At 44.2% G+C, this 19,175-nt stretch carries 22 protein-coding genes; 15 read left to right on the top strand and 7 right to left on the bottom strand.

Features of this window, described 5'->3' with window-relative positions:
* Positions 1-18 precede the first annotated feature (18 nt).
* The 4 genes from IE164_RS09130 to IE164_RS09115 form a co-directional block, all read right to left on the bottom strand.
* Entirely contained in the window at positions 19-1,347 is a 1,329-nt protein-coding gene (locus IE164_RS09130; protein ID WP_189629906.1) for a Gfo/Idh/MocA family protein, read from the bottom strand.
* Positions 1,348-1,452: 105 nt separating this feature from the next.
* The gene (locus tag IE164_RS09125) at positions 1,453-2,199 is read right to left on the bottom strand and encodes a 3-keto-disaccharide hydrolase (protein ID WP_189629905.1); all 747 of its coding nucleotides are present in this window, start codon (positions 2,197-2,199) and stop codon (positions 1,453-1,455) included.
* A gap of 90 nt (positions 2,200-2,289) precedes the next feature.
* Positions 2,290-2,901, bottom strand: coding sequence for a 3-keto-disaccharide hydrolase (locus IE164_RS09120; RefSeq protein ID WP_189629904.1), 612 nt, complete (start codon positions 2,899-2,901; stop codon positions 2,290-2,292).
* Between the two features lie 104 nt (positions 2,902-3,005).
* The gene (locus IE164_RS09115; protein WP_189629903.1) at positions 3,006-3,719 is read right to left on the bottom strand and encodes a hypothetical protein; all 714 of its coding nucleotides are present in this window, start codon (positions 3,717-3,719) and stop codon (positions 3,006-3,008) included.
* Positions 3,720-4,127: 408 nt separating this feature from the next.
* Between IE164_RS09115 and IE164_RS09110 the strand changes: the two genes are divergently transcribed.
* The 15 genes from IE164_RS09110 (at position 4,128) to IE164_RS09040 (ending at position 15,154) form a co-directional block, all read left to right on the top strand.
* Complete coding sequence (locus tag IE164_RS09110; RefSeq protein ID WP_189629902.1) at positions 4,128-4,412, top strand: co-chaperone GroES; 285 nt, start codon at positions 4,128-4,130, stop codon at positions 4,410-4,412.
* A 33-nt stretch (positions 4,413-4,445) separates the two neighbouring features.
* The gene (gene groL, locus IE164_RS09105) at positions 4,446-6,080 is read left to right on the top strand and encodes a chaperonin GroEL (protein ID WP_189629901.1); all 1,635 of its coding nucleotides are present in this window, start codon (positions 4,446-4,448) and stop codon (positions 6,078-6,080) included.
* A 364-nt stretch (positions 6,081-6,444) separates the two neighbouring features.
* Positions 6,445-7,029 carry a Crp/Fnr family transcriptional regulator gene (locus IE164_RS09100; protein ID WP_189629900.1) on the top strand — a complete coding sequence of 195 codons (585 nt, stop codon included), beginning with the start codon at positions 6,445-6,447 and terminating at the stop codon, positions 7,027-7,029.
* Between the two features lie 99 nt (positions 7,030-7,128).
* Positions 7,129-7,482: a nuclear transport factor 2 family protein gene (locus tag IE164_RS09095; protein WP_189629899.1), complete on the top strand. Its 354-nt coding sequence runs from the start codon at positions 7,129-7,131 to the stop codon at positions 7,480-7,482.
* Between the two features lie 11 nt (positions 7,483-7,493).
* Positions 7,494-8,090, top strand: coding sequence for a YceI family protein (locus tag IE164_RS09090; RefSeq protein ID WP_189629898.1), 597 nt, complete (start codon positions 7,494-7,496; stop codon positions 8,088-8,090).
* Positions 8,091-8,305: 215 nt separating this feature from the next.
* The gene (locus tag IE164_RS09085) at positions 8,306-8,758 is read left to right on the top strand and encodes a MarR family winged helix-turn-helix transcriptional regulator (protein ID WP_189629897.1); all 453 of its coding nucleotides are present in this window, start codon (positions 8,306-8,308) and stop codon (positions 8,756-8,758) included.
* 30 nt (positions 8,759-8,788) lie between these two features.
* Positions 8,789-9,460 carry a DUF8737 domain-containing protein gene (locus IE164_RS09080; RefSeq protein ID WP_189629896.1) on the top strand — a complete coding sequence of 224 codons (672 nt, stop codon included), beginning with the start codon at positions 8,789-8,791 and terminating at the stop codon, positions 9,458-9,460.
* 7 nt (positions 9,461-9,467) lie between these two features.
* The gene (locus tag IE164_RS09075; protein WP_189629895.1) at positions 9,468-10,643 is read left to right on the top strand and encodes a thiolase family protein; all 1,176 of its coding nucleotides are present in this window, start codon (positions 9,468-9,470) and stop codon (positions 10,641-10,643) included.
* Between the two features lie 6 nt (positions 10,644-10,649).
* The gene (locus IE164_RS09070; protein WP_189629894.1) at positions 10,650-11,084 is read left to right on the top strand and encodes a PaaI family thioesterase; all 435 of its coding nucleotides are present in this window, start codon (positions 10,650-10,652) and stop codon (positions 11,082-11,084) included.
* Between the two features lie 91 nt (positions 11,085-11,175).
* Entirely contained in the window at positions 11,176-11,898 is a 723-nt protein-coding gene (locus IE164_RS09065) for a PIG-L deacetylase family protein (protein ID WP_189629893.1), read from the top strand.
* Positions 11,899-12,174: 276 nt separating this feature from the next.
* Positions 12,175-12,732 carry a sigma-70 family RNA polymerase sigma factor gene (locus tag IE164_RS09060; protein ID WP_189629892.1) on the top strand — a complete coding sequence of 186 codons (558 nt, stop codon included), beginning with the start codon at positions 12,175-12,177 and terminating at the stop codon, positions 12,730-12,732.
* 16 nt (positions 12,733-12,748) lie between these two features.
* Entirely contained in the window at positions 12,749-13,393 is a 645-nt protein-coding gene (locus IE164_RS09055; protein ID WP_189629891.1) for a DUF998 domain-containing protein, read from the top strand.
* Positions 13,383-13,841, top strand: coding sequence for a RidA family protein (locus IE164_RS09050; protein ID WP_189629890.1), 459 nt, complete (start codon positions 13,383-13,385; stop codon positions 13,839-13,841). Before IE164_RS09055 ends, IE164_RS09050 begins: the two co-directional genes overlap by 11 nt.
* A gap of 6 nt (positions 13,842-13,847) precedes the next feature.
* Complete coding sequence (locus IE164_RS09045; RefSeq protein WP_189629889.1) at positions 13,848-14,303, top strand: DoxX family protein; 456 nt, start codon at positions 13,848-13,850, stop codon at positions 14,301-14,303.
* Entirely contained in the window at positions 14,300-15,154 is an 855-nt protein-coding gene (locus IE164_RS09040; protein WP_229838598.1) for a sigma-70 family RNA polymerase sigma factor, read from the top strand. Before IE164_RS09045 ends, IE164_RS09040 begins: the two co-directional genes overlap by 4 nt.
* Positions 15,155-15,297: 143 nt before the next feature.
* Here the strand turns inward: IE164_RS09040 and IE164_RS09035 are convergent, their stop codons facing one another.
* From IE164_RS09035 to IE164_RS09025, 3 genes are all read right to left on the bottom strand, one after another.
* Positions 15,298-17,553: a xanthine dehydrogenase family protein molybdopterin-binding subunit gene (locus IE164_RS09035; RefSeq protein WP_189629887.1), complete on the bottom strand. Its 2,256-nt coding sequence runs from the start codon at positions 17,551-17,553 to the stop codon at positions 15,298-15,300.
* A gap of 10 nt (positions 17,554-17,563) precedes the next feature.
* Positions 17,564-18,019, bottom strand: a complete 456-nt coding sequence (locus tag IE164_RS09030) for a (2Fe-2S)-binding protein (protein ID WP_189629886.1) — start codon at positions 18,017-18,019, stop codon at positions 17,564-17,566.
* Positions 18,020-18,241: 222 nt separating this feature from the next.
* Positions 18,242-19,138: a helix-turn-helix domain-containing protein gene (locus tag IE164_RS09025; RefSeq protein ID WP_189629885.1), complete on the bottom strand. Its 897-nt coding sequence runs from the start codon at positions 19,136-19,138 to the stop codon at positions 18,242-18,244.
* Positions 19,139-19,175 lie beyond the last annotated feature (37 nt).

Raw genomic sequence — 19,175 nt, 5'->3', positions numbered from 1 at the left:
TTAACCAGAAAGGGCTTCTTAAAAATTGCGATACGGAGAGTCGAGAAAGGCATTGGCAGCAGTTTCTCTAAAACGCGCCTTCTTACTATCCCAATGCAGTTTTTTATTAGGGAATCTTCCGGCTATCACTCCTAAAAGTATGGTTTCTGTGAGTCGGGCAGCATACGAAAAAGGAGCCGTGGTTTGTCCTTTACCCAGGCAGGCATCTACAAACTGATGGTAATGCTTCTTACCTTCCTGCTCATAGTTTCTCACCGGTTCTCCCACATACTTAAACTTTTCAAGGTCCAGATCTACGTATTGTCCATCTACAATATGCCGTGGCAACTGCATAAAATGAGGTAATAGCAGCTTTCCTTTTTCGCCTACAAACATGGCTCCCTGATCGGGAAGCTGATCATTATTAGGAAGTCTCAGGTCTTTGTGCGCTTTTGGTGCCCCTTCACCATCGTACCAAACCCATTTAAATTTCTTGGTAGTATAGGCCGTTCCGGGAAACTCATAGGTTACTGTATTGTGCTCTGGAAAACCAAAGCCATTGGGCTTTCTACATTTCGTTTTAATGGTTTTAGGAATATCCAATGCCAGCGCATTGTATGGTGTATCGAATATATGAACGCCCATATCGCCCAATGTTCCACAACCATAGTCTACCAGTTTACGCCAGTTTCCGGGATGATAAAAGCCCTCCTTATAAGGTCTTTCGGCAGAGGTTCCCAGCCATAGGTTCCAATCGAGTGTTGAAGGAACAGGATCACTACCTTCAGGAACAGGACCATCATAGCCCCAGTTTTTGGGAGACCAGGCTCTTACAGTTTTAACTTTTCCTATTATTCCTGAGCGAATCAACTCCGTGGCCAGCTTGTAGTCGTAAAACGAGTGCACTTGAATGCCCATTTGCGTAACCAGCCCTTTTTCGGCAGCTAGTTTGTTCATTGCCCTGGCTTCAGTTACATGGTGGGTAAGTGGTTTCTGGCAATACACGGGCTTGTTCATATTCATAGCCATCATAGAGGCGGGTGCATGAGTGTGGTCAGGAGTTGAAACCACTACTGCATCAATTCCACTGCTCATTTCGTTAAGCATCGTTCTATAGTCGCTGAAAGTTCTGGCATTTGGATGAAGCGCCTTGGCCGCTGCCAGATTATTCGCGTCTACATCGCAAAGAGCTACCACTTCTACCGATGAGTGTGAAGAAACGGCTTTGAGGTCTTCCATGCCCATTCCTCCCACTCCAATATGGGCAGTCCTTAGTTTATCTGTTTGGCCCATAGCCCATACAGAAGTGGGTAAAACCGATGCAGTTGTAAACAACGCAGCACTCTTTAAAAAATCTCTTTTATTCATAATTCTTTCTTTGAGTTGTAGGCAACAATTCTTTTCCATTCTGAGCAGAGTCGAAGAATCTGACCTACCCTTTTGCCTTGGAATGAAAAGTCCTAAAGCAGTGTATTACAATTTTCTGATCTTAATATTCTTGAACCATAGGGGGCTATCGTGGTCCTGAAGGCCGATATAGCCTGACTTAAACGATCCGTATTTGGGAGAACTTTTCCATTTACCGGCTGCTTTACGCTCATACCAATCGTCTGACCAGGGCACAAACTCAACAATCTTCTTTCCGTTGAGCCAATGTTCTACTTTTTGGGGGGTAAACAGTATTCTGGATGTGTTCCACTCCCCTGCCGGCTTCACAATTTTTTGAGTAGTATCGGGTGGGTACATGGCATAGTCGGCACCGGTTTTCTGCCATTCTTCTAAGGTGGCATTATTAATTCTTTCCCAACCTAAATCGTCTAAAAGCTGGTACTCTGGAGATATTTCCGGAGGGCCTCCCGGTTCGTTTTCTTTGAGATGATAAAAGATACCGCTGTTGCCACCCTCGGGTAGCTTCCATTCCAGGTAAAGCTCAAAATTATCGAACTCCTCAGCAGCATAAATGATGTCTTTTCCTCCCTGCCAATCTTCTTCTAGTCGTTTTTCTGTATCAAAGGTTAGAGCACCCTCTTCATCAATTGTCCATTGTGGCGGAAGCTCCTCGCCATTATAAGCCCGCCAGCCCTCTGTGCTGGTACCATCAAAAAGGTAAATCCAGCCATCATCCTGTGTATTTGATGTTTCCGCAATTTCTGTTTTGGAGCCGGAACCACAGGAAAAGACACCTGCAGCTAGTAGTACGAATAGGTAATTTCGTTTCATGTTTGGGTTAGTTCAGTTAATCGTTAATGGTTATTTGTTAATCGTTTAATGGCCAGATGCCTCGGGTTGATGCTTGAGATTTGGAGTTTGTTATTTGATTTTTTTGAGCTTTATGTTCTTCCATCTAACCTTAATTCCTCCTCCATCATGAATTTGCAGGGCAATAGAGCCTTTACCAGCCCCGATTTTCTCGTCTTTCAGGTGAACCATTTCAGTACCATTGAGCCATGAGGTAACTTCATCGCCAACCACCCTTATTTTCATGGTATTCCACTCTCCCATTTTCAGGGCGCTATCTTTTTCGGGCTCCGGCTGAATGAGCCAGCCCCTACCATAAGACTCGTAAATTCCACCCGTATTATTGCCTGGAGGAGCCACTTCTACCTGCCATCCACTCACTTTAGTTCCTTCTACAGTAGAGCGAATAAAAACTCCACTGTTACCATTGGCTTCTTGTTTGAAGTCAAGCGTCAGTTCAAAATCATTGTAGTATTCGTTGGTGGTCAGGTAACCATACTGAGCTTGAGGGCCGCTCTCACAAACCAGCTCTCCATTTTCCACATACCATAACTCTTCGCCATTATTGGTCCAACCATCCAGGTTTTCTCCGTTAAAAAGCTCAATGGTAGTGTTATGGGTTTGGCAGCTAGCGGCCACAAGACACAACAAAAAAATAGTCAGGAGATGTCTGAGTGCGGGCATAGTGTTCGCAGGATTAGTTTTAGTTGAAAAAATTGATTCTTAATCTAAAAAATTACTCGTTATAAACCGAGAACTCTATGCCCGAACGGTTCTGACCGTGCAAATCAGAGCTGATGTATGGTTTTCAGTACCAATTTCTTACTCATGGGTATCAGCGTTTCTTCCAGCGGCAAAGGAAGCCCTCCATGAATAAGGAATGTAGCCGGATTGGGTAAGGTTTTGTAGGTTTTAATGAGTCTAAGTTTTATTTGTTCAAACGTATCTCCCACCCCTCTGGCAATATTGTCGATAAACTTAAAGTATACTCCTCTCATCTGTTCATTGAACATAATGAACTTCTTTACCTGATACTGAAACACACTGGTGAGTTTAGAGTCTCCTACTTCAAGCATTACATAGCCCTCATCTTTGTACATGGGTATTATACCAATTGGGTCTATTTTGAGCTCAGACTCCACCCACTCATGCAGCTCCTTACCCTTGCCAAGGGTACGCTCCATGGTAGGAATGGCATAATCCACAATCTCCTCAATGTCTTTCAGCAAATCTTTTTCTTCATCCAATTCCTTATAAATGATTTCCAGCTTGCTAAGGTCTAACCGTGAAATTTCTTTAGGCATTTCGGAGCGAATGGTTTTCTTTTTATCCTTTAGCATTTTGGCATCCTTATAATGCTCAATAAGCTCGGTTAGAAAAGGAAAGAGTCTGGTTTTGTCAAAATTTTGTTCCACATGCTTGAGATAGGCCAATAGCACATACTTCTTATACTCAAAATCTATTAGCCCATCGGTGATCCAGTCTTTTTTTAATTGTGTCATAGATGAAAAGTTTAATACCATTACTAATAAACATCCTGCACGTTATGCTCAGCTGGTCGGCCAACAGACAAGCCTGTTTAGGTAGCAGACCTGGCCACTTAATTCTCCCCCAGAAATAAACCCGGGGATGACGTGCCAATTGGAATGTTCGTAAACCATTAATCTGACAGATTAATACGATTTATTTGACACAGAAGATAACACCTTCTGAGCAGCCTTCAAAGAGAATAAACGAGCAAAGCGTGAAAATCTGTCATATAATAACTGACAACAGGCAATGAGCAGACACAGATACTGACAGGGCTGACGCTGCTTGTCTGCCAAAAGTTCACAATCTGCAATTGGCACACAAAGTGCAATAAGGGCGACTGTAAATTTTTGAATCAAACTCTTAAACCAATAAGAAAAATGTCTAAAGTTAACATTACTCCACTAGCAGATAGAGTTCTGGTTGAGCCTGCTGCTGCTGAAGAAAAAACTGCTTCAGGTATCATCATTCCTGACACTGCAAAAGAGAAGCCTCAAAGAGGTGTTATTGTAGCAGCCGGTAACGGCAAGAAGGATGAGCCTCTTACAGTGAAAACAGGTGACACCGTGCTTTATGGCAAGTATGCCGGTACTGAAATCACTGTTGAAGGAAAAGACTACTTGATCATGAAGGAGTCTGACATTTTTGCAATCATCAATTCTTAATCTTAAAACTGAAAACCCAAAAATTATAAAGACATGGCTAAAGATTTATTCTTTCGTAATGATGCCAGAGATCGTTTGAAAAAAGGTGTTGATACTTTGGCAGACGCTGTGAAAGTAACCTTAGGTCCTAAAGGTAGAAATGTAATAATCGACAAAAAATTCGGTGCCCCAACTGTAACTAAAGATGGTGTTTCTGTAGCTAAAGAAATTGAGCTTTCAGAGCCAATCGAAAACATGGGTGCACAATTGGTAAAAGAAGTAGCTTCAAAAACTGCCGACAGCGCAGGAGACGGTACTACCACTGCTACTGTATTGGCTCAGGCCATTTTTGGTGCAGGTATTAAAAACGTGGCTGCCGGTGCCAATCCAATGGATCTTAAAAGAGGTATCGACAAAGCCGTTGCTACTGTAGTATCTGAGCTAAAAGCCCAGTCTAAAGAAATAAAAGACTCTAAAGAGATCAAACAAGTAGGTACTATCTCTGCCAACAACGATGAGGAAATCGGTCAAATGATTGCCGATGCCATGGAAAAAGTTGGTAAAGATGGTGTAATCACTGTTGAAGAAGCAAGAGGTACTGAAACTGAAGTAAAAACAGTGGAAGGTATGCAATTCGACAGAGGTTATCTTTCTCCATACTTTGTGACTAACACAGAGAAAATGGAAGCTGAGTTGGAGAACCCATACATCTTGATCTACGACAAGAAGATTTCTTCAATGAAAGAATTGCTTCCTGTGCTTGAGCCCGTAGCCCAGTCAGGCAAGCCATTGTTGATCATTGCAGAAGATGTAGACGGTGAAGCTCTTGCTACCCTTGTTGTAAACAAAATCAGAGGTTCGCTGAAAATTGCTGCCGTGAAAGCTCCAGGCTTTGGCGACAGAAGAAAAGCGATGTTGGAAGACATTGCCGTTCTAACCGGTGGTACTGTAATTTCTGAAGAAAGAGGTTACAAGCTGGAAAACGCTACCATTGAGTACCTTGGTACTGCAGAAAAAGTGAACATCGACAAAGACAACACCACTATTGTAAATGGTGCTGGCGATCCTGCTCACATCGAAGCCAGAGTTAAAGAAATCCAGACTCAGATCGAAAACACTACTTCTGACTACGACAGAGAGAAATTGCAAGAAAGACTTGCTAAGCTTTCTGGTGGTGTGGCTATCCTTTACATTGGTGCCGCTACTGAGGTAGAAATGAAGGAGAAGAAAGACAGAGTAGACGATGCATTGCACGCTACCAGAGCTGCCGTACAAGAAGGTGTGGTTGCCGGTGGTGGTGTAGCTTTGATTAGAGCTGCTGCTGCTTTGGATAAAGTGAAAGTGGATAACGAAGATCAAGCTACTGGTGTAAACATCATCAGAATGGCTGTAGAAGCTCCGTTGAGAACTATTGTGGCCAACGCTGGTGGCGAAGGCTCTGTAGTAGTAAACGAAGTGAAAAATGGTAAGGCTGACTACGGTTACAACGCCAGAGAAGATAAATACGAAAACCTTATTGCTGCCGGTGTAATCGATCCTACAAAAGTTACCCGCCTGGCCCTTGAGAACGCTGCTTCTATTGCTTCTCTCCTATTGACTACCGAGTGTGTGGTAGCAGAGGAGCCAGAAAAAGAAGGAGCTGCTCCAATGCCTCCAATGGGTGGCGGAGGAATGGGCGGCATGATGTAATCGCCTGTTAGTACTTAGATATTAGTACATAGAATAAATAGATAAAAGCCTCGGTACAATTGCCGGGGCTTTTTCGTTTTATCTGTCCCATCCTGATAAGTTGACACAAAGTCGACAATTACTTTATATACATCTTTGAGGGATACATGTAACGAGAGTAAATAGCACAAGACAAGTTATAATTTTATAGGGTTACTCATTTAGACCGCATTTGTTAGATCCGGTATACAAGCCACAAGCTGTGTCCTCACAGTGTCTTTTAACAACCATTTGTGAAGACACAAATAGAAGCAAGGTTCAGAAATCCACTTCTTGAGACTTAAGTGGGTAACCCTATAATGAAAACAGAATAATCGACAAGCAAATGGATATTGTCCCATTGATAGATTACATGCAAAAGTTTGTAGAACTAGAGCCGCAAGAGGTAGAAATCATTCAAAAACACACCTCCTTAAGAAATTACCTCAAAGGACAGTTTGTAGTGCAACAAGGCGATGTATGCCGACACGAAAGTTTTGTGGTTGAAGGCTGTCTGCGCACATTCTATGTTGATGAAAAAGGCCAGGAGCATACCGTTATGTTTGCCATTGAAAACTGGTGGACAGCCGACCTCGGGAGCTTTCTCACACAAACTCCCGCACACTATAACGTGCAATGCCTTGAAAACACAAAGGTTATTCAATTTTCCCATACCAACCTCGAAAACCTATACTTGCAGGTTCCTAAAATGGAACGTTTCTTTCGAATCATCTTGCAGCGTGCCTATGTGGCCTCCGAAAGGCGCTTAGTAAGGAGCTATAGTCTCACGGCCAAAGAGCGTTACCTCAAATTCAGACAAGACTACCCCCTCATTGAGCAGCGTGTACCTCAATACATGATTGCCAGTTACCTGGGCATTACCAAAGAATTTTTGAGTAAAATCAGGAATCAGCTCATTCTGGAACAGTAAGACTTAGATTAAACTAGTTTAACCTTCTTTTCTAATCTAGTTTAATGCCTTGTCATGCCCCCGGGCAGAACTTTGTTGCCTAACAAAATCAATAAAATTATGGCAACATTACTAGATAAAATCAGCGATTTAAACGACCTGGTACTCCAAGGCAAAGCCATGGAAGCCTTTGAGAAATACTACCACGAAGACGTGGTAATGCAAGAAAACGACCTTCCTCCCACTGTGGGCAAAGCAGCCAACAGAACAAGAGAAGAAGAGTTCTTTGCCAACATTACTGAGTTTAGAGGGGCTAACCCCCTTAAGGTAACGGTGGGTGAAGGAGTGAGCATGGTAGAATGGCACTACGACTATACCCACAAAGAATGGGGCTTAAGAAACTATACCCAGGTTTCTGTTCAGGAGTGGAAAGATGGACTGATTATTAGAGAAAAATTCTATTACGCCAACTAAACCCGCTACTTATGAAAAGAAGAATAAAACTACTTTTGATTGCACAGTGCCTTGTAGCGATTCAATATACCCAGGCACAAACTACGGAATGGCAAATAGACCCTACCCATTCTTCCATTGGCTTTTCCATTGACCATCTGGTAATATCAGAAACTGTGGGCCAGTTCGATAGCTATACCGCATCGATAAGGGCCGACAAAGAAGATTTTACAGATGCCAAATTTGAGGTGGTCATTCAAACGAAGAGTATTAATACGGCCAACGAAGAGCGCGACAACCACCTGAGAAGCGAAGACTTCTTCAATGCCGCACAATTCCCTACCATAACCTTTAAAGGCGAAAAGTTTGAGAAAATAAATCAAAATAAATACAAGGTTAGTGGATGGCTTACTATGCATGGCATTACCAAAAAAGTAGTCTTTGAAGGACAGTTTGGTGGTATTGTGGCCGACCCATGGGGAGGCACACGTGCAGGACTTAAGCTATGGGGCGAAATTGACCGATACGATTACGGACTAAAATACAATTCATTTCTTGAGGCAGGAGGACTTTCGATTGGCAGAGAGGTGCGCATAGAATGTCGAATAGAGCTCATCAAGAAAACCTGAGCAGCCAAGGCACAAACAGGAAACTTGTTGTTGTCTAATCCAAAAGGGTACGGAAAACTCAAGAGCACGACTCGTGCTTTTGGTTTCTGCACCCTTGCTCTGCTCATAAGCCGGGCATAAACCTGGTGAAACACCCCCATCTATTCTGACTTAATAATCAGAGATTTCTATTACAATATACATGCATATACAACTATTTATTATAACTTTGCGCCATGAGCAATTCGGCATTACCAAATTTTGAAACCATACAGCCCCACCTTTGCCTGAATTCCAAAGTAAGGAGACTTCACAAGCTTATGGATGCTATCTATCAACAGGAGTTGGCGCAGTTTGGTCTTAAAGGCAGTATGCTCTCTATTCTGTTTGTCATTGGAAAAAAACCAGGCATCAGCCAGCGCCAAATTGCAGATTATCTGGTCTTAGACCAGTCAACCATAAGCAGAGACATTAAGAAACTCCTTGGTAACGGATGGATTAGCCTACAAAAAAGTGAGGACGATCCACGGGCCAGCGAGCTCTCTATCAGCGAATCGGGCCTGACTCTACTGGAAAAGATAGCACCGGTCTGGTCTAAAGTGCATGAAAAGATGGCAGCCCACTTGGGCAACTATCAAATTCAGGCACTAGACGGAATCATTGAATCTGTAAAGAAATTCAATTCTTAAATTTTTATATAAATACTTGTATATACATCTATGGAAACACCAACTTACCTCCAAATCGGATTTGTTCTAATTACCGTAGTAACGGTATTCCTATTTCTCAAATCCGTAGCTTTTAAGCGTCCTGCAATCCTTATAGTTTTAGTACTCCTTGCGGTGCAGTCAATTCTTTCACTATCCGGTTTCTTTCTGGCAACCGACTCTCTACCACCTCGGTTTCTGGCGGTGCTACTACCCAGCGTTATAGCCGTAATTCTGGCCTTTACTACCCAGCGGGGTAAAACCGTGTTAGACGCTGTAAATCCGGAAACCTATACCTACCTCTTTACCATACGGGTAGCCGTTGAGTTTGTAATTCTGGGCCTGGTCATACACAAGGCCATGCCGGAGTCTATGTCGTTCGAAGGTCGAAATTTTGATATACTGTCAGGTCTATCTGCGCCTTTCATTGCTTATTATGGTTTCCGCAAAAAACGGATAGGCACAAAAGCACTGATGGCATGGAATATTGTAGCCCTTTTGTTGGTCATACAGGTAGTAACTACCGGAATACTTTCTATCCCTTCCCCCATACAACAACTCTCGTTCGATCAACCCAACCTGGCAGTACTTTACTTTCCCTATGTGCTGCTTCCGGGCATTGTAGTTCCAATAGTAATTTTTGGTCATCTGGCCATTCTCAGAAAACTCACCAGGTCAAAATAAGTCATATATGCTACCGGAAGTATTCATCATAGAAGCCAAGCGAACACCCATTGGGGGTTTTCTGGGGGCTTTGTCGGCAATGACAGCTATAGATTTAGGGGCTGAAGTGACCAACTCGTTATTCCACTCACAGGCCGAACTCAAACAACAGGTACAAAGCCTTTTTATGGGCAATGTACTCTCTGCCAATCTGGGGCAGGCTCCTGCACGGCAAGTAGCATTGGCTTCCCGATTGCCACAAACCACCCGCACTACAACCATCAATAAGGTATGTGCTTCCGGCATGAAGGCCATACACCTGGCAGCTCAGGAAATTCAGTTGGGCATAAGTCAACTCGTGGTGGCAGTTGGGGCCGAAAGCATGAGCAATGTACCGTTCTATGCTCCCTTACGCTCCGGCCACAAGTTTGGCCACTTCTCTTTTACTGACGGTCTTTTAAAAGATGGGTTGACAGACGCCTACCATGGCTACCATATGGGGAATGCGGCAGAAACAACAGTAAGAAAGTATGGCATTAGCCGTTCTGCTCAGGATAGATACGCCATAGCATCATACCAAAAAGCTCTAAGTGCTACAAAGTCGGGAAAGTTCAACCGGGAAATTATAGCTATTGATCCAATTCCCGGCAAGGGTAAAGACCCTGTGACCAGCGATGAAGATATCTTTAAACTTAAAGAAGAAAAAGTAGCTCAATTGCGAGCTACGTTCGAAGAAAATGGCACCATTACCGCTGCCAATGCCAGTAACCTTAATGATGGTGCTGCAGCTTTGCTTCTGGCTTCTGCCCAATTGGTAGAGGAGTATGGACTAAAACCTATTGGTAAACTCGTGGCTTATGCCGATGCCGAGCAAGCACCTGAAGATTTTTCCACAAGCCCTGCCCTGGCCATTCAACAGATACTGACACAAAAACAACTCTCCATTGGCGATATCGACTTTTTTGAGATTAATGAAGCTTATGCTTCTGTTGTTTTGGCTAACGCCCAAATTCTAGACATCCCGGAGCGTAAAATTAACCGGTATGGAGGAGCGATAGCTCTAGGCCATCCATTGGGAGCCTCAGGGGCCCGAATAGCCACCACCCTCCTCTCGGTTTTAAAGCAAGAGGCCGGCCACCGGGGCATAGCCGCCATTTGCAACGGTGGAGGCGGTGCCTCAGCCATTTTAATAGAAACCCTATAGATAAATATGAACAAAGCACTTGAATTTTTGCGCCAGCAGGTGGGCCAGAAAGCCAAAAACTCACCATCACCGTTAATGCGGTGGTTCAATCCTACCCTATTGCATGTGGCAGAAGGAGAAGCCCATTTTCAGTACCTGATAAGAGCCGAAATGACCAACCCAATGGGCATATTGCACGGAGGCATGTCGGCCGCCATTATAGACGATGCAATCGGCTGTGCTGTATTCTCACTGGGCGAGCCGGAGTTTTACAATACACTCAGCAACACTATTGAATATATGAGTGCGGCCGCAGTGAATGACCACATTATTGCAGAAGCCATTATAGACAAGAAAGGTAATCAGCTTATTCACGCCCAATGTGTTCTCTGGAACGAGCAGCGAAGCAGAGCCATTGCCAAAGGACGTTCTATACTCTTAAAGACCTCACAAAAAAAATAGAAGAAAGACTCGGCAGGTATGCATCATTTTAAAACATGTTCGTCTGATACGGCAAAAGAAAGCATTAATGGTCACGACAAAACCAATTAAAATGAAAATACTCTATATTTTTCCTCACCCCGATGACGAATCTTTTGGTCCGGCTGGAGCCATACACCAACAGGTTTCCGGAGGCCATGAGGTGCACTTACTTACACTCACCAAGGGAGGCGCCACTCAGGTACGCCATAAACTAGGACTCAACGTAGACCAAATGGGCGAAGTGAGGTATAAAGAAATGCTCAAGGTTAAAGAGAGTCTAAAGCTAAGCTCCATGGAGGTACTCGATTATCCAGACAGCGGGCTTAAAGAACTTGACCCAAGGATTTTGGAGAAAGAAGTGAGCCGTTGCATAGAAAAAATTGAGCCTCATGTGGTAGTTACCTACCCGGTACATGGTGCCAGCGGCTTTCACGATCATATTGTGACTCATGCCGTGGTAAAACGAGTCTTCTTACAAATGCGTGATAGAGGGGCTCATTACTTAAAGCGTCTGGCCTTTTTCACCATGCCAGACTCCGGTGAACCCACCTTTATGAGTAATGGCTGGCCACGGCTTAAGCTAACTGAAGAGGCACTGATTGATGTGGTTGTACCACTAGCCAATGAAGACGTGGAGGCCATGAAAAAAGCCCTCCTTTGTTACGATACCTATCAGGAAATGGTAGAAAAAACCGGGGTAATAGAAAAAATTGGAAGGAAGGTAAATTTCGAATTGGCCTTTGAAGACTTTAGCCCTCCTCTTACAGACATTACTGCACAGGTTAAAAACTAAACTCATTCCAGATACCTAAGTATTTATATCAATTGTACATCAGCTACCTCAAAATAGGTGATGAAAAACATGAAACAAACGCCATCCCCATGAAACATAAAACCGTTAAAACCAGTCAAAACTCATGCTGCTCTTCGGCTTCTCCAAAGAGCAAGCAATCACCGTCCGAACCCTGCTGTGCTCCACCAAAAGACGGAAGCCCATGTTGCGATCCGGCTCAAAGTCGTTCTAAAAATCAGGCAGATTTTGCCTGCTGTTAGTTCAAAAAACCATACTATGGCAAAGAATCAAGACAATTTGCTTAATACCAGTGCTCTGGCACACTCGCTATATTCAGACATACTGCGCTTTGTAAAAAGCAAGGTGAATCAGACAGAAGACGCAGAAGACCTCACACAAGAGGTCTTCTGTAAAATTGCAGAAAGCAACCTGGAAGAGATTAGCCATGTGAAAGCCTGGATTTATACCGTTGCCCGAAACACTGTGATTGATTATTACAGAAGCAAGAAGCACATCACCAGTCCATTACCGGAAAACGAACTGCCAGATTTTCCGGTGGAAGCCGATGAGGCCTCTTTCGATCACCTGAACCGATGCATCAGACCATTTATGGAGCAGTTACCGACCGATCTTCGAAACATCATGGTCTGGTCAGAATTAGAGGGCAAGCCACAAAAAACAATTGCCGAACAACTGGGAATGAACTACGTGACACTCAGATCCAAGATACAACGCGGCAGAAAGAAGCTCGGAAAAATGATCAGCCAATGTTGTCAGGCGGGAGTCCCTCAAAAAATCACTGAAATTTCAACACCGTCCAGTTGCCAATGTTAAACCATGTGTACCTTCCATGAAAAAGTATGCGCTTGCAGGGCTTTTTGCTCCACTGCTCTTCTTAGTCACTTACCTAACTCTTTCGACCTTAAGGCCTGAATACAGCCACCTGACCAATGCCATTAGTGAATTGGGCGATGTAGACGCTCCCTATAAATGGTGGTGGAACATTTTTGGTTATGGCCTCACCGGCCTGCTTATAGCCCTGTTTGCCCTCGGACTTTACCGGCACATAAAAGGACAAAGTACCGCCAAAATAGTATTGGTGAGTCTAGCTCTTTCCGGTATACTGATGACCTTTTCCGGTATTTTTCCGGGCGATTTTGAAGAGCGTTCCTCAGCTACCATGCTACTGCACACTGTGGGTAGTATAGGTAGTTTTATTGCTTTTATGATTGCCGCCTTCACTCTGCCCATTGTTTTAAAAAAGCATTACTACTGGAAAAAAGCCACTGGTCCATCGCTGGCACTGGCCTGGCTCTCCATACTCAGCGGTTTTCTTAGAAGTGGCGATATGCCCGGCCTGGGACAGCGCCTAGGGTTTACATTTTATTTTTTATGGATAGCCTATCTGGCTATAAAAGCATTGAAAGCCCCTCTTCCGGGTGAACCAAATGCTATAGAAAATCATTCACAACAAAACTCTACTAATGAACTTTAACGAATTTGCTCTATCCAAAGGCTTTGAATTGCTTCAACCCTCTACCCCGGGAGGCGCCTATCAATCGGTGAATATCCGTGGAAACATAATCTACCTTGCCATTCAATTTCCTATTAAAGATGGGGAATACCTTTTTCAGGGAAGGCTGGGCAAAGAGCTTTCTACAGCAGATGGTTATAAAGCGATGCAACTGGCCGCCCTCAACGCTGTTTCGCAGCTTCATTATAAAGTGGGCATAGACAGACTGGAAGGTATCAACCACATAGACGCATACTTTCAGGCTTCTGAAACTTGGGATGATGGTCCTAAAGTTGTGGATGGTGCTTCTGAATTGTTACTAACTCTGCTGGGAACAAAAGGAACTCACTCAAGAGCCATTTTTGGAGTACATCACTTGCCCAGGAACTTCTCTGTGGGCCTAACACTAACCGCAACCCTAGATCGCTAGGCTCCTATGCTTCCACTTATCGTACTATTAGGGTCGTTTCTACTGCTCGCCCTCGGGTTAAAAAGGGTAAAGAATAATTGGAGACTCCGCACCTCCGGTCGGTGGGCCATGGCTGCCATGCTTGTCTTTTCGGCCATAGGCCATTTTCTTTTTCCCTCGGGAATGGCCCAAATGATTCCTGACTTTTTACCGGCCAGAAAGCTGTTGGTTTACCTCACCGGTGCACTTGAGGTTGTATTTGCTCTGGGCCTTTTAAGCCGAAAATATGCTAAAACTACCGGCTGGTTGCTTATTGCCTTTTTGCTTCTGGTACTGCCGGCCAACATAAACGCAGCCATGCAAGGGTTAAACTATCAAACCGGAGCATTGGATGGTCCCGGAATAAACTACCTATGGTTCAGAATTCCGCTTCAACTCTTTTTTATTGTTTGGATTTACCTTTCGGCCTGCAAAAGCAAATGAACAACTATCAGCAATTACTCTTTCCCTATGCATATAACATTTTGGGTTCTGTAGAAGATGCCAAAGATGCCATTCAAGATGTGGTTACTAAGCTCAGTAGTACCCGGGGGCAATATCCTGATAGTAAAAACTATCTTATAAAATCGGTGATTAACCGTTCCATCAACATCAAGGAACAAAAGCTTAAAAATGAACAGCTTAACAATCAGTTGCCCGAACCTTATGTGTTGGCTTCAGCCGAAGAAACAGTAAATAATCAACAGGTTTTGTCGTATGCCATGCTTACGCTACTCAACCACCTCACGGCTAAAGAAAGGGCTGTATTCATACTGAAAGAAGCTTTTGGCTATAAGCATGAAGAAACGGCTGAGCTTTTGGGGCAAAGTACTGAAAACACACGACAGCTCTTAAGCAGGGCTAAAAAGAAACTCTCCGGCCTGAGGCAAAAACATGCCGTTAAACCTGTGAAACTACCGGGAACGGAGGCCATTCTGGCCCATTACCTCACCGCCATTCGAAACAAAGACCTGAAAGCATTGGAGCAGGTACTCAAAGAAGACATAGGGTTCAGGGCCGATGGTGGTTCAGGACTTAAAGTTCTGGCCCGGGTGGCTCAAGGTGCGCAAGAGGTGGCGCAACTGCTGTTTACGGTCTATGAACGATTTCTCAAAGAGTGCACCATTACTCCAACCGTAGTCAATCACTTTCCTGCCCTTCTCTATTGGACCCCTTCTAACCTAAAACTTTGCCAGGTATTTGAAATCAATAGGTTTGGGCAGATTGAGCACCTTTACCATGTTCTCGACCCTGAAAAACTTAGCAACCTTCGTTTAGCTGTGCAAGAGCCTTAGGGTGAGGACAAAATAAGAGGGCATCTCAAAAGCATTAAAACTCGTCAATCTGAACTTGTTTACCGACAGACAGGCAAGTTTAGGGCAAGGCTGACCTGGCTTTTGAAACACCCTCTTTCGATTGCTGAACTATCAAGTAGAAATTAACCCAAGGAAATCTGCTGTTGTACCATGTAAGGTTGATTGTAATGTCTTTTACCTGTGGCCTTGTACAGGGCATTGGCAACTGCAGCAAATACAGGCGGAAAGGGAGGTTCTCCCAGGCCTGTAGGTGCAATATCATTTTTAACAAAATGCACATCAATAGTTTCAGGAGCTTCGCTATGCCGAATCATTCGGTACCTATTAAAGTTATTCTGTTCAGTTGCCCCGTTGTTGAAGGTTAAATAACTGTAAAGTGAATGACCTATGCCATCTACTACCGCTCCTTCAACCATATTAGCGGCCGCCAATGGGTTTATTACAATTCCGCAGTCTACCGCACAAGTTACCTTCTTAACTCTCGGTTCGCCTCCTTCCATTTCTACATCCAGCACATGAGCTACATAGCTATTATGACAGAAATAGGCAGAAACACCTCGCGATACTCCTTCTTCCGGCTGATCCCAATTAGACTTTTCCCTAACCAGCTCCAATACCCCTGCATACCGATCGGCCTCATAGTCGTTTCTATCGCCAACAGGGTTTTCTCTAGCCCTTTTTAATAATTCTAACCTAAACTCAATAGGGTCTTTACCTGCCGCCTCAGCTACTTCGTCTAAAAACGACTGCTCTGCACCGGCAATAAAATTAGACCGCGGAGCCCGGAAAGCTCCCACCGTTATGTTCGAATCGATTTGCCACGATTCCGCCAGATAGTTTTCCACTGCTCCGGCAGGAAACCTGTTGGCATGTAGTGGACTCTCAGGAATACCTCCGGCCTTGGCATGAAAGGCAATGAGGTTATTGTTTTCATCCAAGGCAGCTCTGTAGGTGGCATGGTAAGACGGACGATAAATTCCATTGGTCATATCGTCTTCCCGGGTATACACCAGTTTTACGGGGGCCTTCATGTGTCGGGAAATTAAAGCAGCTTCTACTACATAATGGTCATAGGCCCTTCTGCCAAAACCACCTCCCATTCGGGTCATCTTAATATCTACTTTTTCCAATGGTACGCCCAGGCGATTGGCCACAGCCTGTTCAGCAAATTCAGGAGCTTGCAACGGACCTGCCAGATGAACCATATCATCCGTAACACGGGCGAAAAAATTCATCGGTTCCATGGCATTGTGCGCCAAAAAAGGTGCAGTATAGGTACGCTCAATTACCTTCGCAGCTTTTTTGAATGCCGCCTCCGGATTACCATCTCTCCTTTCTATTCTGCCGGGCCTGGCAGCCATTTGCTGCATGAGTCTGTAATGATCTGTACTGTTTTCGAGACCCGCAGGAACGGTAACCTGTTGGGTTCCTCCAAACCCAGCGGTGGTAATCTGTGTAGCCGGACTCTGTTCCCACTCCACTCTCACTGCCTTTTTGGCCTGCATTACTTCCCATGTGGTATTTCCAACCACTACCACTGTTTCAGTAAAAGCATCGGTGCTAAAGTACCCTCTAGGCTCATCGTTGGGAAAAGAAGTAATGGTAAATACCTCTTTAATTCCGCTCATCTGTTTGGCAGTGGTGGCATCAAAAGATTTCAATCGCATACCAAAGGCTGGAGGGTGTATAATCATGGCTATGAGCATGCCCTCCTCTTCGTAGTCTATCCCAAACATGGGCTTACCGGTCACAATATCTTTTCCTCTTACATTTTTTCGAGCTGTACCCACCAGTGTAAGCTCAGATGGTTTTTTGAGTTCGAGCGTTTCGGGTATTTCTATACCCACCGCCAGAGAAGCCATTTCGCCATAGCCTGCAGAGTTTCCACTGGCCACATGAGAAAGCACTCCTTCTTTGGTTGTAATATCGCTTGCAGAAACGCCCCATTGTTTTGCAGCAGCCTCTTTTAACATATACTTAGCTGCGGCTCCGGCTTCTCTTAGCCCGTTTACCCATCCCTGCCTTACGGACTGGCTACCTCCGGCAAACTGTCTTGTAAATACATCGGTATTAAACTTGGCCTGTTCTACAATTACTTTGTTCCAATCTACATCCAGTTCTTCACCAATAATCATTGGTAGTGAGGTGGTTACATTTTGGCCGAACTCCGGATTAGGAGCCATAATAGTTACCAGTCCATTATCTCCAATTTTTAAAAACCCGTTCAGTTCAAACCACTCCTCGGGCAAGCCCAGGGCCTCCTCACGTTTAGAGTTGCAGCTAACCAACCAGCTAAAACTGATCATCAAGCCTCCTCCGGCCAATGCTGAAGATTTCAAAAAATTTCTGCGGCTTAGTTTCGATTCTGTTCTACTCATCTTTTTGGCATTAAAGGGTTGCTGCTTTTTTTACGGCCTGTTTTATTCTTAGGTAGGTACCACAACGGCACAGATTGCCATTGAGAGAAGAAGCAATTTGCTCATCGGTAGGGTTTGGGTTGGCCTTTAGCAGAGCTGCGGCACTCATCATTTGTCCCGGCTGACAATAACCACATTGGGCCACATCTAATTCAACCCAGGCTTTTTGTACCGAGTGATCCCCATTTTCAGAAAGTCCCTCAATGGTTGTAATTGGCTGATTACCAATTGCCGAGACGGGTATGGAACACGAACGAACGGCCGTTCCATTAAGGTGCACTGTGCAAGCTCCGCACTGAGCAATTCCACAGCCGTATTTGGTTCCTTTTAAACTGAGGTGGTCACGCAACACCCATAGTAATGGGGTATTTGGGTCTACGTTTACCGCTCGGTTTTCGCCATTAATTTGTAATTGAAAACTAGCCATATATAATTCTTATGATGGTTTTAAGATGCAGTATACCTTCATTAAGGTAATTAAACTTAAGCATTTCAAACAGGCACTTACGAAAATCAAACAGTATCGATGAAGGATTGATTTTTCAGGACAAACATCAACCTGAAGTCTACGAAAAATAGCCTGCAACTATTTATGGGTTCTAAGAAACGACAATCAATAAGCTGACAACCCAGCCAGACCATCAAAAACTTACGAGTTTCTAAACTTCAATGGGCTTAATTCCTGATGCTTTTTAAAGAAGTTATTGAAGTGAGTCACTTCCTTGAAGCCTAGTGAATAGGCAATTTCGGAAACCGACCATGAGGTTTGCTTTAGCAGCACCCTTGCCTCTTGCATAATGCGCTCGGTAATGAGCTGCGTGGTGGTTTTCTCTGTGGTTTCTTTAACGGCCCGGTTGAGATGATTTACATGCACATTCAGTTGCCTGGCAAACTCAGAGGCAGAGCGCATGGCCACATACTGATTGGGCTCATCGAGCGGAAACTGTCTCTCTAAAAGCTCCATAAAAAGCATGGCAATTCTTCGGGAAGCGTTTACAGGCCGCGCATCTAACTGTTCCGATGGCTGGAGTTTGAGCGCATAATGGAGTAGCTCAAAAATCTGATTTCGCACCAGATCGTATTTGTATTTATACTCCGAATTAAACTCCTCCTCCATTCTATTGAATACAGCCCGTACCTCAGCCGCCTGAGCCTCTGAGAGCTCGAACACATGTGTGCCATTGGGTTGGTACACCTCGTAGTCCTGAAAATGCCCGAATTGGTGAAAAAAATCGGCACTAAAGATGCAATAGGTGCATTCTTCCATGGGTTCAATATGCTCCCATTTGTAAGGAATCTTGGGGTTAGAGAAAGACAATGCATAGTTTTTCACCTCAAAAACCTTATCGGCATAGTGTACCCTACTATGCCCTTTCATGAGCAACACCTTATAGAAATCGCGCCTCCTGTAAGGCACGCTTTCAAAACCACAAAAGTCCGGTTTTAACCTAAAAAGATTGAAGTGCCCAATGTCTTTCCTAATTTGCTCAGGCACCCACTGAAACTTTCTTTTGTAAAACTCTTCTAACGATTCCGCACTTTTCATGACTAGAAATTTATAATATTCAAACCATTCTGACCAA

Source organism: Roseivirga thermotolerans, assembly GCF_014653175.1.
GTDB lineage: Bacteria > Bacteroidota > Bacteroidia > Cytophagales > Cyclobacteriaceae > Roseivirga > Roseivirga thermotolerans.
This window is presented reverse-complemented; position numbering and strand designations above follow the sequence as displayed.